Source organism: Pseudoalteromonas sp. APC 3691, assembly GCF_030408135.1.
Lineage (GTDB): Bacteria > Pseudomonadota > Gammaproteobacteria > Enterobacterales > Alteromonadaceae > Pseudoalteromonas.
Genome location: NZ_JASDCB010000001.1, coordinates 108,354 through 125,450 on the forward strand (window position 1 = coordinate 108,354; position 17,097 = coordinate 125,450).

10 protein-coding genes are annotated in these 17,097 nt (G+C 38.1%); 4 read left to right on the forward strand and 6 right to left on the reverse strand.

Annotated features, from left to right (window positions below; all coding sequences use genetic code 11):
- Window positions 1–2: 2 nt before the first annotated feature.
- The 3 genes from QL998_RS00445 (at window position 3) to glmM (ending at window position 5,160) form a co-directional block, all read left to right on the forward strand.
- Complete coding sequence (locus QL998_RS00445) at window positions 3–1,181, forward strand: DegT/DnrJ/EryC1/StrS aminotransferase family protein (RefSeq protein WP_290191901.1); 1,179 nt, start codon at window positions 3–5, stop codon at window positions 1,179–1,181.
- A gap of 489 nt (window positions 1,182–1,670) precedes the next feature.
- Window positions 1,671–3,617: a nucleoside-diphosphate sugar epimerase/dehydratase gene (locus tag QL998_RS00450; protein WP_290191902.1), complete on the forward strand. Its 1,947-nt coding sequence runs from the start codon at window positions 1,671–1,673 to the stop codon at window positions 3,615–3,617.
- A 187-nt stretch (window positions 3,618–3,804) separates the two neighbouring features.
- Window positions 3,805–5,160: a phosphoglucosamine mutase gene (gene glmM, locus QL998_RS00455; RefSeq protein ID WP_290191903.1), complete on the forward strand. Its 1,356-nt coding sequence runs from the start codon at window positions 3,805–3,807 to the stop codon at window positions 5,158–5,160.
- Window positions 5,161–5,325: 165 nt separating this feature from the next.
- Here glmM and QL998_RS00460 read toward each other — a convergent pair whose 3' ends face one another.
- The 5 genes from QL998_RS00460 to QL998_RS00480 form a co-directional block, all read right to left on the reverse strand.
- On the reverse strand, window positions 5,326–6,480 hold the full coding sequence (locus QL998_RS00460) for a site-specific integrase (protein WP_010554167.1): 1,155 nt from the start codon (window positions 6,478–6,480) through the stop codon (window positions 5,326–5,328).
- Between the two features lie 421 nt (window positions 6,481–6,901).
- Window positions 6,902–8,182 carry a hypothetical protein gene (locus tag QL998_RS00465; protein WP_182195697.1) on the reverse strand — a complete coding sequence of 427 codons (1,281 nt, stop codon included), beginning with the start codon at window positions 8,180–8,182 and terminating at the stop codon, window positions 6,902–6,904.
- Window positions 8,179–10,977, reverse strand: a complete 2,799-nt coding sequence (locus QL998_RS00470; RefSeq protein ID WP_182195698.1) for a site-specific integrase — start codon at window positions 10,975–10,977, stop codon at window positions 8,179–8,181. The genes QL998_RS00465 and QL998_RS00470 overlap by 4 nt, the downstream gene beginning before the upstream one ends.
- A complete protein-coding gene (locus tag QL998_RS00475) occupies window positions 10,970–12,547 on the reverse strand; it encodes a hypothetical protein (protein ID WP_182195700.1) in 1,578 nt (525 codons plus the stop codon). The genes QL998_RS00470 and QL998_RS00475 overlap by 8 nt, the downstream gene beginning before the upstream one ends.
- A gap of 10 nt (window positions 12,548–12,557) precedes the next feature.
- Window positions 12,558–13,034, reverse strand: coding sequence for a hypothetical protein (locus QL998_RS00480; protein ID WP_010555241.1), 477 nt, complete (start codon window positions 13,032–13,034; stop codon window positions 12,558–12,560).
- A gap of 1,708 nt (window positions 13,035–14,742) precedes the next feature.
- Here QL998_RS00480 and QL998_RS00485 point away from each other — a divergent pair.
- Entirely contained in the window at window positions 14,743–15,192 is a 450-nt protein-coding gene (locus tag QL998_RS00485; RefSeq protein ID WP_010555242.1) for an antitoxin Xre/MbcA/ParS toxin-binding domain-containing protein, read from the forward strand.
- Window positions 15,193–15,517: 325 nt separating this feature from the next.
- On the opposite strand, the gene QL998_RS00490 is transcribed toward QL998_RS00485, so the two are convergent.
- Window positions 15,518–16,492, reverse strand: a complete 975-nt coding sequence (locus QL998_RS00490) for a hypothetical protein (protein WP_290191904.1) — start codon at window positions 16,490–16,492, stop codon at window positions 15,518–15,520.
- Between the last annotated feature and the right edge of the window lie 605 nt (window positions 16,493–17,097).

Consider the following 17,097-nt stretch of genomic DNA (forward strand, 5'->3'; position numbering starts at 1 on the left):
CCATGTTAAATACCCCATTTTCTCCTTGGCCTAGCTTTACTCAAGGCGAGGCTGATGCTGTAAGCCGCGTTGTGCTTTCAAATAAAGTTAATTACTGGACGGGTACTGAAGGCCGTGAATTTGAAAAAGAATTCGCTACTTGGGCTGACAGCGAATACGCCATTGCTTTAGGTAATGGTACGCTAGCGCTTGATATTGCTTTAAAAGCATTAAATGTAGGTGCGGGCGATGAAGTAATCACTACGCCACGTACATTTTTAGCGTCTGCCTCAAGTATTGTAACTGCGGGTGCTGCCCCTGTTTTTGCCGATATTGATTTAAATAGCCAGGCAATTACAGCCCAAAGTATTAAAGCAGTACTTACACCAAAAACAAAAGCGGTGATTGTTGTGCATTTAGCAGGTATGCCCGCTGAAATGGACGACATAATGACGTTAAGTAAAGAATATGGCTTTTATGTAATTGAAGACTGCGCCCAAGCGCATGGTGCAAAATATAAAGGTCGCTCAGTGGGTAGCATTGGCCATGTTGGTGCGTGGAGTTTCTGCCAAGATAAAATTATGACTACCGGCGGAGAAGGTGGCATGGTAACTACTAACTCAAAAGAGTTATGGTCAACTATGTGGAGCTATAAAGATCACGGTAAAAGCTTTGATGCTATTTATAACCGTGAGCACCCACCAGGATTTAGATGGTTACACGAAAGCTTTGGTACCAATTGGCGCATGACCGAAATACAAGCTGTACTAGGACGTATTCAACTAACGCGTATGAGTGACTGGACTGCAAAACGTCAAGCATATGGTGCTGAGCTAGATAAAGCTGCCAGTGAATTTGACTGTATTCGTTTAGTAACAGTGCCAAGCTACATTGAACACGCAGAATATAAACACTATATGTTTGTTAAGCCGGAGCAACTAGCTGAAGGCTGGGATCGCGACCGTATAGTGAATGAAATTGTAGAGCGCGGTGTACCATGTTTTCAGGGAAGTTGCTCTGAGGTGTACCTAGAGAAAGCATTTGATAATACCCCATGGCGTCCAGAAAAACGCTTACCTAATGCAGTAGAGCTAGGCGAAACATCATTGATGTTTTTAGTGCACCCAACGCTTACTGAAGCTGAAATAGCTAAAACAACACAAGTGATGAAAGAAGTATTCGCGTTGGCATCTAAATCTTAAAGGTGCGATTAACTCTCAGCTTATAATTGTGAGTAAATAATGACAAATATAAGCTGTAGTCGCCGTTTTGAGTTTATGCATTGATATTTGCTTATGAAGTGTGAGGTTGGCTTAACGCGGGTTGTAGAATTCCTATTAGATAAAGAATTTTATAGCACGTAAGCGTAATCCCTGAATTGTATATTATATCGGGAGTACTTTTTTGATTTTTTTAACTAGCTAATTCAAAAGTATTTATTTTAATATGTGTCTCAGGCTGAGACATTTCTGAGACACATTTAACCATCATTTATTACACCAATAGTGAGATATCTGAAATTATCAACTTCCCTCTATCGGGCTGTAATATTGTAATTCATTACTATTTACTCAACGATTGACTTCATTAAAGCTAATTACCCTAGTCTATTATTTGTTATAGTTACCAAATTGTTAATTTCACACACGATACTGGGTTGACCTCGTATTTACACCACAAAGGAACGTGCCATGGATAGTTTCATTCGCTCTATTTTAAACGCATCGCGTGCTAAAAAACGTATAATTACACTGTGTATTGATTCGTTATTTATTGTATTGGCGTTTTGGCTAGCGCTTATTGTAAGGCTTGATAGCTTTGAGTCGCTGCAGCGTTTAGATAATTGGCTTTTATTGGCAGTGTTAATTCCGGTTAGCTTATATACATTTATAAGTTTAGGCTTGTATCGTGCTGTACTTAGATACATGAACTCACAAGCTATTTGGGCAATTGTACTAGGCACTGTAATAACAACGGTCAGTTTGGTTTTAATCGCCTTTTTTATAGGTATAGATATACCGCGCACGATGCCATTTATATTTGCGTGGTTGTGCTTATTAACTGTCGGTGGGTCTCGCGTATTGGTACGCGCGATGATTGGCAGAATGACGACAAGTAAAAAAGAACCTGTCATTATTTATGGGGCGGGTTCTGCCGGACGACAATTAGCGACGGCATTAGGTGCTGGTCCAGAATATTTTGTTAGAGCGTTTATTGATGATGATGCAACTAAACATGGTTCAATCATTCAAGGTATACCCGTTTTATGCTTTAAAGGTATTTACGAGCTCATAAATAAACGCAAGGTAAGTAAAGTTTTATTAGCACTCCCAAGCGAAACCCGTGCTCGCCGCAAAGAAATACTCGCCCAATTAGAACCTTTAGCTATTAATGTGCTTTCAATGCCCGGTATGGCTGATGTAGTAGAGGGCAAAGCAAAGCTTGCTGAAATAGCAGAGGTTGGTGTTGAAGACTTACTTGGTCGTGACCCTGTAGAACCAAATACTGATTTAATGACCGCTAACATTGAGAATAAAGTGGTTATGGTTACAGGAGCCGGTGGTTCTATCGGTTCTGAACTGTGTAGACAAATAGTTAAACAAAAACCTACAAAGCTTGTTTTATTTGAGCTTAGTGAGTTTGGTTTATATTCAATAGAAAAGGAGCTTAGTGAGTACATTACTAATAATAACCTTGATATTGAGTTAATACCTATAATGGGCTCGGTGCAACGTATTAACCGAATTGAAACTGTAATGACAGCATTTGGTGTGCAAACTGTTTATCATGCCGCAGCTTATAAGCATGTGCCGTTGGTTGAGCATAACGTAGTAGAAGGTGTGCGTAATAATGTGTTCGGTACTTATTACGCAGCAAAAGCAGCAGTCAACGCAAAGGTAGAGACCTTTGTGCTTATCTCAACAGATAAAGCGGTACGCCCGACTAATGTTATGGGTGCTACTAAGCGTATGGCTGAGCTATCGCTGCAAGGTTTAGCACAAGAGCAAGGTGTTAAACATAAAACACGTTTTTGTATGGTGCGCTTTGGTAATGTATTAGGGTCGAGTGGCTCTGTAGTGCCACTATTTCGCAGGCAAATAAAAGAAGGCGGCCCGATAACGCTCACACATCCTGATATAACACGCTTTTTTATGACGATCCCTGAAGCTGCGCAATTAGTTATACAAGCAGGGGCGATGGGCAAGGGTGGCGACGTATTTGTACTTGATATGGGCGATCCAGTTAAAATTAAAGATCTTGCGACCAAAATGGTTCGTCTTTCTGGTTTTGAAGTTAAAAGCGATACTAATCCACATGGCGATATTGAAATTAAGTGTACGGGCTTACGCCCAGGTGAAAAGCTATATGAAGAACTGCTGATCGGCGATAATGTTGGCGAGACCTCTCATGAACGAATCATGACTGCTAATGAGGTAATGTTGCCTTTGGCCGAGCTTAATGTGTTTATAGAAGCGCTAGATATTGCGTGTCATAATTTTGATCACGAAACAATACGTCAGCTGCTCTTAGACGCACCAACAGGCTTTAATCCAACCGATGGCATATGCGATTTGGTGTGGAATGCAAAAATAGGACAGCCAAGCGCGGATAAACAAAAGGTTGTGAATATAAATTAAGAAATTTATTTTGCACTTTGTTGATGTAAAAGTAAGTATCTAGCCTTGTATAATAAATTAAATCTAAAGCGTGAGTTTAACTCGCGCTTTTTGTGTTTTGTAGTAAAGCTTTATTATTTAGAATAATAGAGTTAACTAAGATTAATAACGCGTATAGCGCGTTTGTAACATTCATAAAGGAATAATTATGCCACGTAAGTATTTTGGTACCGATGGAGTAAGAGGTAAAGTAGGGACTTTTCCTATTACGCCTGATTTTGCAATGAAGTTAGGCTGGGCCGCGGGTACAGTCTTAGCCTCTAGTGGTACAAAAGAGATATTAATAGGTAAAGATACACGTAATAGCGGTTATATGTTTGAGTCAGCTATTGAAGCAGGTCTTTCTGCTGCGGGTGTTAATGTAGCATTTGTTGGCCCAATGCCAACGCCTGCTGTTGCTTATTTAGCATCCACTTTTAGAGCGGATGCCGGTGTTGTTATTAGCGCATCACATAATCCATATTACGATAATGGTATTAAATTTTTTAATAATTCTGGTACGAAGTTAAACGATGAGCAAGAGCTAGAAATTGAAGCTTTACTTGAGCAAGCATTAAATAATGACGCTATGCAGTGTGTTAGCTCAGAACGCTTGGGTAAAGCAAGACGCATTAACGATGCTGCTGGACGATACATTGAGTTTTGCAAAGGCATATTTGCTAAAGATTTAACACTTGAAGGTTTAAAAATTGTTGTCGATAGTGCAAATGGGGCTGCGTATCACATAGCACCAAATGTTTATGCAGAGTTGGGTGCTGATGTTATTAGCATTAACGATAAACCAAACGGGTTAAATATAAATGAGCAATGTGGTGCTACACATCTAGATAGCCTTCAAGCTGCTGTACTAGAACATAAAGCAGACTTAGGTATTGCGCTTGATGGTGATGCTGACAGATTAATGCTTGTTGATGACAGTGGCGCTGTGATTGACGGTGACCAAATCCTTTATATTTTAGCTAAGGCCGCAAAGCTACAAGGAAAAATGCAAGGTGGTGTTGTTGGTACACTCATGTCTAACCTCGGGTTAGAACTAGCGCTTAAGGAAATGGGTATACCATTCAAGCGCGCTAAAGTAGGTGACCGCTATGTTGTTGAGCAGCTCAAAAATACGGGTTGGAAACTTGGTGGTGAAGGTTCAGGCCATATTCTACACTTAGATTATGCAACCACAGGTGATGGTATTGTTGCTTCTTTGTTGGTATTAACAGCGCTTATTCAGCAAAAGCAATCATTAAAAGACTACGCAGCAGGTATGCAAAAATTACCTCAGGTACTTCTCAATGTGCGTTTAACAAAAAATAATGCGAATGAGATTTTAAATACTGATTCAGTTAAGCAAGCAGTAGTAGAAGCTGAAACACTTTTGGCAGATACAGGCCGTGTTTTACTGCGTAAATCAGGCACTGAACCATTGATACGTGTTATGGTCGAGTCAACTGATTCTGTCGCATCTCAAGTGCAAGCTGAGGATATTGCTACGGCAATAAAAGCGTTATTGTAGAAATATATATAGGTTATAAAAGGTGAGATTCCTATCTCACCTTCAAAAATATCTATGGGCTACGTATATAATTGGGGTTCAAATTACTGGCTATATGGCACTATTAATTCCTGAGTTAGCAAGCTCAAATGTAGCTAATTTTATTTAGCATTTTAATCAAACGCTTCATGCAATCCCACGCTCAACCATCATCTCGTTAAACGCAAACCCATCCTGCCTTGACGCATTAGCAACATAAGGCGCATATACTTCAAACAGTAAACGTGTATCGCTATGCCCTAACATATGTGAAATATAAAGCGGGTTTTCGTGCGCAGCAATATGCAGCACAGCCGCAGTGTGGCGTGTTTCGTAAGGACGTCTGCGTGCCAGACCCGCTTTTTTTAGAGTGGGAAACCAAAGCTGCTTACTCACAAAGTGATTATCAAGTGGATTGGCCTTATGAGTAAATACAAATTCATTACTCGCTTGGTTTTTTAAGCGGTTGAACAATGCATAGAGTGTATCGCACATTTTTAATTCACGGCGTGACTTAGGTGTTTTTACATCACACAACTCACCATTGACCCAGTTATGGCGAATTCGAATCAACCTATGGTTGAAATCTATATCTCCCCAACGCAAACCGTGAACCTCACAGCTACGCATCCCTGTCCAAAAACGTACTTTAAAGTAATCTTTCCACTCAATAGGTGCCGCCTCTAAAAAGCATTGCACTTCATCTGCCGTTAGCGGGTTAGAATCAGCACGCTCTTCTTTAAGCGTTTTGTATCGACGCATAGGGTAAGCAAAGTCATGCTCTTCAGCCGCTAAACTTAAAATCGCAATAAGTGGCCACAGGATGCCATTAATGCGTTTATTGGTGAGCTTTCGTCGACCATTCTTTTTTATCATCGTTAGACTTTCACGAAAATAATCCACATTGGCGAGTGTAATTTCACTCACGAGAATATTCCCAAACTCAGCGATTAAATACGTATCGAGTGTATTGCGCATAACGCTTTGATAGCTTTTCTTCCATTTCGCTTTTTGGCGGTCAAACCATTCATTGGCGTAATCGTTAAAAAATGGATACAGGCGATCGGGGTCTTTAGTGCGTTGCAGTGTTTCAAACTTCGCGACTTTTTTGCTATCAGGAAAATAATCACGGTATTGAAACGTTTCTAAGTCAATTTCCGCGTTCATTTTTTTGAGGGTAGCATTGGCTTTTTTTAAATTAGCCGGCGTTGCCATGAGCTTAGTGCCTTCACGAAAGCGTTGCCCATACAGGTGTAAATCAAATTGAATACGCCCATTCGGGCGAATACGAATGTGAGCCATAATGGCCTCCATTAGTTAGTCGATCTATAAATAGATCTATCCCTCACCAATGGAATTCGTTAGAATTAAGCCATCGGCTGGGTAGGTTTAAATGTCGAGCAGCCGATACGGGGTAGGGAGGTTGCCGCCTCTTTACCCCAACTGCTTATAAGATACCAACTCGCAATAATACGTAATCAATCTGAAGTATTAGACCTGACGCTAACAGCGTTAAAAATTTCTGATTTAGAACCACTAAATAACAAAATTTTTGCCTTGTTTTCGACACGGTTTTCTTGCTTCACAATAGCTTACTAAATTAAGCGAATTGGTATTTTTCCCAATCATGCTAATACCATACACTAGGTACGAAATCGCACAACTGATTAAAAATACACTAATAAATATAACAGTAACTGTTTATTTGTCCAGTGTTTTTGTGTTAATACTCTTCCCCTTCATCAGCATAGAAAGCAAATAAATCCTCTTGTACTTCTTGTTTCTCATGCTGCGTATTACCTTGGTTTTTATTAAAACTTTCAAGCATTGCTAGCACCCTCGGTAGCTCGCTTTCGTTTTTTTCTATCGCAATGCTACGATAAGGTAGTTTATCTTCTAGTGAGTAATACACCCCTAGCTTCAGTTCACCATTTTGATATTTAATAATTTCTAGCCGCGTACTTGTAGCACCAATTAAATCTTTGATTTTTATACTTAGTAAGTCTCTGGGTGAAAAGCGATACAGAGAACCATTATTACTCTTTTTACCACTTACTTTTGATACCGTTACACGGTAAACAAATTTATATGGGCCTGTAAATACAGCAATTGCAGCTTCTTCATTGCTCAAATACAACAATGCGTCATTTGCTTTTTTGATGACTCCATACGATATAAAACAGTGTCTAAGTTCTTTTTTAAATGCATGAAAGTCTAACTCAGCGTACTGTAGAGTCTGTGTTTTTTCTGGCGTTTTTGTATGAAACTCGTTGAGCCCAGCTACAGAGCTGGTTACTGAACCTTCATCTACTTTAAATATGAGTAATTCCCCTTGTTGGGCTATTTCAATCTCATTACTATTTGTGCTGTAACACAAGTCAGTTAATTGTTTAGTAATTTCAGGCGTCATAACCATAGAGATAGGCAGTTCTATGTCGTTGGGTAAATGCTTGTCTTCAACTTTTCCATCGCGTTGTACTCGAATACGCTGGTGTTTCTTATCGAGTTCACAAAGTTCAAAAGGCATATGCTCTGTAGATTCAAAAACTATACGTTCAATAACTGATTTGGAGACGATCGTGGTTGGGAGCTTCTTATTATCTTCAAGGTAAGTTAAATGTTCTTTAAAAGTATCACTGCATTCACATCGACGTAATGTTGCTTGATTGTCTTTGAGGCCAATTTGAAACAACTCTATGAAAGAGGAGTTAGCTGATGAATTTTGAAAGCCTAATTCAATATCTTGGTTTGATGCAAAGTAGTAAGGTAGCTGTTTTGCGTAGCTACCATCAATAGAAAACGTCGAGTCTTTTAAGTTAGTCGATCGTTTATCAAGTATAAAAACACAATGCGCAAACAGCGGTTTTTGACCGGTGACTAACGTTAAAGAACGTTCTTTCTTGTTTATTAATACTGTTGCTGAGCTATCAGCATAACGAGTATCAATATTTTCAGTTATGTTTTTAAGTAGCTCTTTTTTATTACGGGGAATAATCATTTTCATTGTTGAACCTCATGAGGTTGGAAAGACTGAATAAAATTTTGTGCAAATTTGAGCACATTGGGGGGAAGTGATGTTTTGGGACTTAAATAAATAGTCAGCTGAGTTTTTCCTGCTGATTGTTTATAGATTTGAACAACTTCGTTTTTCTGAATAAACAGTTTCTTTAGTAACTGTAGTTGTCGGTCGCTGTTGATTTTTCGATTGACTGATAATACAAATTTACTCGTTAACCAACCCCAATCGCTATGTCTAAAAGCGGTGGTAAATGCACGAGCGTTTTTGCTATTGCAGGCCAGCGTGATTTGTAATGATTGGCCATCATCAGAAAGTGCAACGGGAGGTAGATTGCTTAGAGCTGTATGCTGCTTTTTAGAAACCGGTTGAATATGATGCTTACTGCCATTACCCCATATAAAGCTCAGTGAATATAAGTCGAGGGCTTTATTTTTTAGCATGGCTTTAAATATGAAGCCGAGTAACGTGCGTTTACTGTTATTAATTGATTTTTGCCAAGCTAAAGCATAATCAACAGTTGATAGCGTTTTTTTTGTTTGGACCCCTTGGCCAAATATGACCTCTCTGAGCTTGTTATCGCACAGTCTTACAGGTTGACTACGTTTTTGTCCCAGTGCTTTATTGGCATAATCAGGGCTCAGCTTAAGTAATATACGGGATAGGTCGTTAGAATTAGGCTTTAGCCCAAATAAATAGCGCAGTTCACTGTGAGTATATTCACGAGATATATACGGTGAATGAGTACGGCTAACGATAGGTAGCAACCATTCAATATCGTGTAAGTATGACCAACGTGTCGTGCTGTAGTGAATATGGCCAATTTGCAGACCCATTTCATCTAAAAGTGCGGCATCATTAATCTCACACACGGATCTGCCTTCAAACCAATAATCAAAGCGTATACTCACTGCCTTACTAGATAGGAATTCACACTCAAGTATTGTTTCCCCTCGTAGCTCATCAGGTGTATTACTTACGCAATGAAGTGTTTGCAGCATAAAAATATGTACCCCACTGTGTCTTAAATGATGAAAGTTAAAGTGCGAACCAAACAAACAGCGCAATGCTCGTGACACGGGTAATAAGTAATAAAGCTGCCGCGAATGATATTTTTCACCTTCAAATCCAAGCAAAGGTTGATCGCGATCAGAGTGTTTCTTAATTTCAAATAGATAAATAAGCAATTGACGATACTGTTTAGGGATTGTGGTGTATATCTCTCGTGAAGTATTACCTTTTGTTTTGCCTTCAGGGGTATTAGCAACGGTAACGGTTAAAAGCCCAGTACGTGGTTTAAATCGAATATCTTTACGGCGTAATCTCAGAACTTCACCGCGGCGAAGCATAGCGTAAAATCCCAATAGCGCAGCGATCGTACAAAACAGACTACGAAAAGGGTATTTAGATTTATTATCTATAAGCGTTTTAATTAGGTGATCAAGTTCGTCTATGTTTAATCGAGCAGGACTCACCGAAGGCGGTACTAGAGGCGAACTAAAGTTGGATAAATCAAGCGTATCCGTTTGTTCCTGGTAGCTTAAAAAGCGTAAAAAGTTATAGAAGGTTACTTTTACATTGTCGGAGTCTATCGAGTCATAGACCGTTTTGGCCCATGCATTAATAACCTCTTCACTAATAGCATCGGCGTAGCATAGCGGGTAGGGCTCAAGTTTACTTTTAAGCGAGGTATAACTTTTAATAGACCCGAGTGCAAGGATCGCTTTCTTAACTCCTCCATACACGAGTAGCTGTTTCGTATAATCGAACAACAAGCGCGGTAGAATATTATTGGCATCCCAAGGAGGTGTTTCGATAGTTTCCAAGCTTTCTGAATGTTTAAGTAGTATTTCGTGTGGCCAGCGTATTTTTTTTTGTGATTTAGCTAATGAATCAAACCACTTCGTATCCCAGTCAATGGCATAAATATCAGCCTCTTTTATTTTGGATGCCGTAATGGTGTTTGACAGGCCTACATGTCGCTCAGGGTTAGCCAAATCCTTAATGAAAACAGGCGGTAGCTGAAAACGAAGATACCAATGGATTTGAAATCGTTTCGGCCATATTTGCTTTCTAATACAGGCCGGTAACCCATTTTCTTCCAACCAACTTGATAAGTCTGCATACAAACATTTTGAGCTTATTCTTGGAGGTGATTGCGCATAATAATTCTCTAAGAAACGATAGCTTTCGATCGATAAATAATAATGAGTTGCTCTTAATTCATCTGCTCCATACCCCATGTGAGTAATAGCAAGGCGTGGATTATCTTCTTTATCTATAATCGAATTTGGATTATTTAAAATAGCGCTGATATGCGCAAGTGATAAGGGAGCCACTTCAAACCCTATCATTAATGCCATAAAGCTAGGTGTTAATGTCCCTCTTGTATCAAAAAAATAAGTTTTTTGTTGCTGGTAGCGAGAAAAAATTAGCTGTGCATGCGCAGTACCTTTTGCAAGTTCCTCAAAGTATTTAAGATTAGTATCGCTTATTGTGTGTTTAACAAACTCAGGGACTTGCCAATGAGCGATGTCAGCTAAATAAAAAAGAATCCCTTCAAGCGCTTGCCGATATATTCGTTGTTTTCCTGTTGGAATAGTATTGATCTGCCGATTGATACACCTAAGATCGCTATTATCGATAATACGCGTTTTCTTTTCTGCTAGTTGCCAACGATCTAATACCCAAAAGATTGCGTCTTCAGTGACCTTTAGTGGCCAAAAGTGAATCAAATAATCAGAGATTTGTTTAGTGTGCAGATTTATTAATCTTTCAGACATATGTTAAAGCCTTTAGTCCTAGACGCTCTGGTAGAGAATTTAGATAGCTTTTCATTGCATCGAATCGAGCTGGAAACAACATATCGCTTCCGAGTCGCTCTCCCAGGTTTTCATGCCCCATGAGACGGTCAATATCCTGATCGAATAGCTTTTCTGAAAATGTATGGCTATTAGCGCAATGACAAAAGAAATGACGTAGTTGGTAAGGCACAATACCAGGCCAAACCTTTGCCATGAATAAGCGTAATTCGCGACTAGTCAGTGGTGTTGGTGTGTTTTGTTCATCACACTTATACCAAAGCTCATCTAACTCTTTATGTATATTAAGTTGCGAACGAACAACTGATTGTAATAATAAGTACTGGTTAATTTCTTGCTGCAAGTAATCACAGAGTAAGAGTTGTCTAAGGCGTCCTTTATCTTTAATAAAGGTAATATCAGAATCTGAATAGTAGACAGATAAAATACTGATGCTATGGGTAGGCCTTGCGCCTGTAAGAGCAATAAATAGCAGTGCAATGCGATAGGTCGCATAATTGTAGTAATCACGTAACGCTGATTTATTTACGTTTTGAGTATTTTTACTGCCGGCTTTTACAAACGTACTTTGGTGAGCGCTTTCGACTAATGTATGTAGTTCGTGGAAAAACTGACTGACGTGGTTATCTTCAAGTGAGCGAAGGCTACCTATTAAAGTTGCTGGAATACGTTTTTTATTAATGCCATTTTGTGCGGTATCAAGTTCAAACTGACTTATCTCCCCCGGTTGCGATAAATAGCCAGCCTTTTTTATTGACGCTTTAATAAGGTTTATAGAAACCCCTTTTAGAAAAAGTTCAAAATACGCGAAAAGTTGAGCGTTCCTTGCTTCGTCTATGAGTCGTGATAAGTAGCGGTTATGCGCATCAAATAACTTATAGCGGATACGATCACTATTGAGCTGCTGGTAATACATCGCGCTAGTATGATGTGCTTTATCAGGTTCAATAAGCTGTAGTCGAACAATCGCACCCAGTGTATTGTCGGCTCGAGCACAATTAATAAAGTAATGCTGGAACGTATCTTTGTGCATTCGCGGATGCTTTGTTAATGTGCTTGGTGTTTTCCAAGTAGACTTCATCAGCTCAAACAAATGTACTTTGCCAGTTGGGCTTAAAAAAGGCGTATCGTAAGATTGAACACTAATAAACTTTTGAAAAAATGTATTTAAGTACGTAGGCATAGGCTGCCATAAATACATAATATGTTTTTTGTACTTACAAGGTCGCGCATACTCAGCCCACGATAGTGTGCCATCAAAGTAAGTTCTAAAGGTATTTTCCTGACAGGGAGTCGCGCCAGATATTTTAACAAAATCAGGAATATCTTTTGGCATACTAATCTGTTTCCAGTCTTGTGTTAGCCACATAAACATTGCCACCGCGGTCATCGCCGGGCGAGTTTTAGCATCAACCTTAGCCAGCTTCTTCAACATAATGGCTAAGGTTGTGGCATGCGCTAATGCATTAGGGTAACAACCACCGGAATTATTTAAACGGTTACTTCTTGCAATATGGTCAGTTAAACTCACGCTTGGCACCTCATTTTCGAAAAGCAGAAGGCGAGGTATTGGCTAAATTAGCCAATACCTGTTGTTTAGATATTGGTATACATTGTTCTTCGAAACAACTAAGCCGGCGTTTCAGGTTTGTGCTTAAGTTAGCTTTCAAAGACAGTGTTAGTGCGTGGTCGTATAGCAATGTAGTTGCAAGTACATACTCGACGGCTTCTTGGGGATAAATCTGTAATTTTATATTTAATTCCGCTTTTAGCGGGTGTGCTTTAAAGCGCTCAAACATACCACTTGATGCAAGCGTTAAGTAACTATCGTCGTGAGTATTGGTAGTGACAGCTAAAGGGCGCAAATCTAGCAACAATTGCACGACTTTAATTGGCAATGCATGAATACTTTGATTGGCTTTTAGCTGTACCACATCATTTTTTGTCAGTTCAATTAACAGCGGGTGAGCTTTTAACTCAGCCTTTGAAAGTGGGATCGATTTCTGTCTGTATTTCATAAATTCGTTTTTCCATACGTTTTAATTATTAAAGGATCATAAAACTTTAATTTTACTGCTATGACGATTAAGTCATGCTAATAAGGCCTACATAATCGAAGCAGAATTAAAAAAGTTACCTTGTTAGAAATACAGAAAAGGAATAATTAGCTTCATAAATACAGAGCTAATCGCAAATTGATTTTAAATAAATTACTTTTATTTCAATTTTTAGTGATTATTCTGTTTTTATGCTTAAAGCGGATTTGAAGATGGTGAATAAGATTCTTTATATATTTGATACATATGAAAGGGGAAAAGTTACTGATGAAGTATCATTGATTTGTCACCTTTTTGAAGTTTGTCGATTTACCCCAAAAACGTAAATAGTGTCATTAAATCGTTCATTTTCGACACGCTATTATTCATTTTAAGAAAGGCGTAGACAATATGGCTATAACGCTTAAAGTGTTGCAAGTTATAAAATAGCTAAAGTATTTTGACTGCTATAAATGCAATTGGGCTATTGAATACGTTAAATTAAATACTGCGTAACTTGTAAATAGAGTTCGCTGCCGAACCATTTATGAGTTTTCGACTCAGCTTTATACTATTCAATTTGTAAAAAAGAGTTCGCTGCCGAACCATTTATGAGTTTTCGACTCAGCTTTATACTATTCAATTTGTAAAAAAGAGTTCGCTGCCGAACCATTTATGAGTTTTCGACTCAGCTTTATACTATTCAATTTGTAAAAAAGAGTTCGCTGCCGAACCATTTATGAGTTTTCGACTCAGCTTTATACTATTCAATTTGTAAAAAAGAGTTCGCTGCCGAACCATTTATGAGTTTTCGACTCAGCTTTATACTATTCAATTTGTAAAAAAGAGTTCAGCGCCGAACGGTTTATGGGTTTTCGGCTTGGTTTTATACTATTCAATTTGGAAAAAGAGTTCGACGCCGAACTGTTTATGGTTTTTTGGCCCAGCTTCATACTATTTAATTTGTAGAAAAGAGTTCTAACGTGAACCAAAGCTCGCAAAAAATAAGAGCTTTACTCATGCTGTCTCCCGCTGGAACTTTGATATAGCTTAATAAGTATTAATAGAGCTTCTTTGATATATACTTAAAGAGTGATTCATAGGTATTTAATCGATGGCTTCGCATTCTAGCTGATAAGTAGAGTGGATCAGACCATATCGCTATAAAAAATGGATTAAATCCATGAATGCATACGACGTTAGGAATGTGGATTAAATGTAGCTTAAAATAAATCTATGAATTTTTAACTTCTTTTGGAACTGCGAAAAAATTACCCTGCTTGAATAACGTATATCATCAAAATAAGCATTAATATGCTCAACCATGTTATCACCTCAGAGTTTGGGTGGATCTCACGGCACAATCCGAATTGCCTTCTCTTATAAGTGAAGCATGATAGTTATAAACATTTCTATTTAGTGCTGTAAGTTAGGGGACTTTGCATTTACTCCGTGTTTAACGTAATAGGTCATAAGCTCAGCTTTGTGTTAAGTCAGGTGTCAACGAGCTTATTTTGGTAAGGGCCAGCAGGGTTAATTAGTTATTTTTTCTAGCAAGCTTCAAGTACCGAATTTTACCAGTATCACTATAAGTTGTTTTATTTATAGCCCATACTTTGGCTAGTGGTCTTTGTTAAGTGGTTAAGCTAAGATTAAATTAATATTAATCAGCTTAAGTAAGGTTTTTTATATGCATACTTCTTTTAGGCCTCATTATAATCCCGACCTTTTAGATGTGCTGAGCAATAGACGAATTAATCTTAATTCAAATCCTTTAGACGAAATCGATTTTTTAAGCCAGCGTTTGGATATCAGTAGCATTGAAAGATTGCGATGTGAATTAAACTGGGATAGAGAAACATTCCTTAAAGTGATCGGTATAAATACGCGGGACATTGGCAATTATAAAAAAGGTGGTCAACTTTTAAATATTACAGTCGTTGAAAATATTGTTGAGCTGGCCAAAGTAGCCACTGTGTGTCTTCATTACTTTGGAAGTGTTGAACGTTGGAATAGATGGTTAAATCAAGAGAGCATACAATTTAATAACGCACCGCCGCTTGCTGTTATTCATACAATCCGTGGTCGTGAATTAATAAAAAAAATGATTGTTAGTCTGCAAAATGGCTACGCAGCTTAAATGAAATACGGCCCAATTGATTGTACTCGCCAAACATAAGTGTTGTTAGTTTAAGCCCGATGTCCATATCGAAAACCTGCAAGTATTTTTAATTGATTAAATTAAATCGGCTAGGGGTGCTGCTAGGATGCTTACACTTTATCCTTCCGAACGGCGCGTTAAAAAATGCAACAAGGCTATTTTAAACTTTTTTATAAGAGGAGAGAGAGTTTGTCACTGCTTGAGTAGTTTCAGAAATACTAAAGAGGGTCACATTTAATGTAGACCCTCTTCTTACATCTAAAATTATTTTAATAAACATATCATTGATATATAACTCTTCTAATCAAATAGCCTCGTATTGTTTTATATTGTACAAGAGATCAGCTAAACGTGAGTTAAGCAGTGAACTTCTGTAACCTGCTTTTTGCAGAGTTTTTAATTTTTCCAAATATAATTTAATTTCAGCTAAGTTATCAGAAAGGCCCTTATATACCAGTATTTCGGGAAGGCTTAATAAAAGCGAGTCATATGGAAAATCTTTATTTATTACCCGAAGAAATTCAACCTCTTTTTTATTACACTGAATGGGAAACTCTATGCCGTCTCCTCTACAAAGGTCATTAGTCAGCATACCTCCCCAATTGTTGGCACCAGGGTTTTCCTGAACATACTTAATATGTGCATCAATGAACTCAACGTATAGTTTCTTAACGCTGTCAGTTATTAATATTTGTTCACGCTGGTCTATTGTGATTCGACCCACGGGTGGAATATAAGGATATATAGGCATTCTAAGTGCTGAGTGGTGATTAATAAACTTTAGATTAAGTGACAATTTCATAGCTAAAACTATAGGATCTTTCTCTAAAACTAGATACTCGTCAAATTCAAAATAATTACCAGGATACCCAGTGATTTCCGAATAGCGAAGAGAACAAAATCCATCAGCAAGAGAATACAACCTATCTTTTAATACTTTTCGAGATTTATCATTCACTGATAAAGTATATTGCTGATCAGGATATATACCACTCCTACAACCCCAGTGATTTTCATCTTTATAGTTATAGTACGTATAAAAATAATAAGTAGCTTGTGGGTAACCTTCATCTTGTAATTTGCGTGCAATTTTATCGCCCTCTTCATAAGCACCAGCTAAATTTCTTAATTTATGCGCTTTGATTAGTTGAGCTTGCTCTGGGCTTTTCATTATTTCAGGAGAATATGGTTTACCGTATTTATTAATATTTGGTGGAGGGGTAAATTTACATCCAGTAAATAATAATACTAACAAATAAGTTATTACTATCTTTTTCAATTGTTTATTCCTTAACGTTGAGATATTTATCAAATCTAATGATACCTAAATTTTATTTTTTTGTATTACTTTTTCTGTGTTTTATAGGGATATAGTACTACCTTCATTGTCCGCTAGTTAGGGTGAAGTAGGGAGCTCGATTTGTAATGAGTTAACCTAAACTTAGCTTAGGCGTCCGTAAAAAGCCTCAGTGTTAATCCTAGAGTCGAGTAACATAATTAGTAGCGTAACCGTGCACGCTTATTTGCTTTTACTTTAGATATCAGTTGCCTTTACTTACTTAATAGCTACATTTTACTATAAAAAGCGTTGAGGTCTTTCAGGCCTTATAAAAGTGATTTTTCCTAAAATTCTAGATGTTATGCGCCCCTTTTCATTCGCCTGTTTTATTTGGTTATCTGCGTTTATTCACAGGTTTTAGCTGGTCAATACTGTCTCAAATGCTTAAGTCGGCGCGTATTTGCGTCTCATGGGTAAAATGGGGCGGGTGCAAAGCTAAGCGGTAAAAGGGCTGTCGGGGAGGGCGGTGTATCGTGCTAATAGGGCAGGAACTCTTGGTTAAAAGTGCAAGCTTGCTTATATAGTGACCTTAGAAATCACTTTTT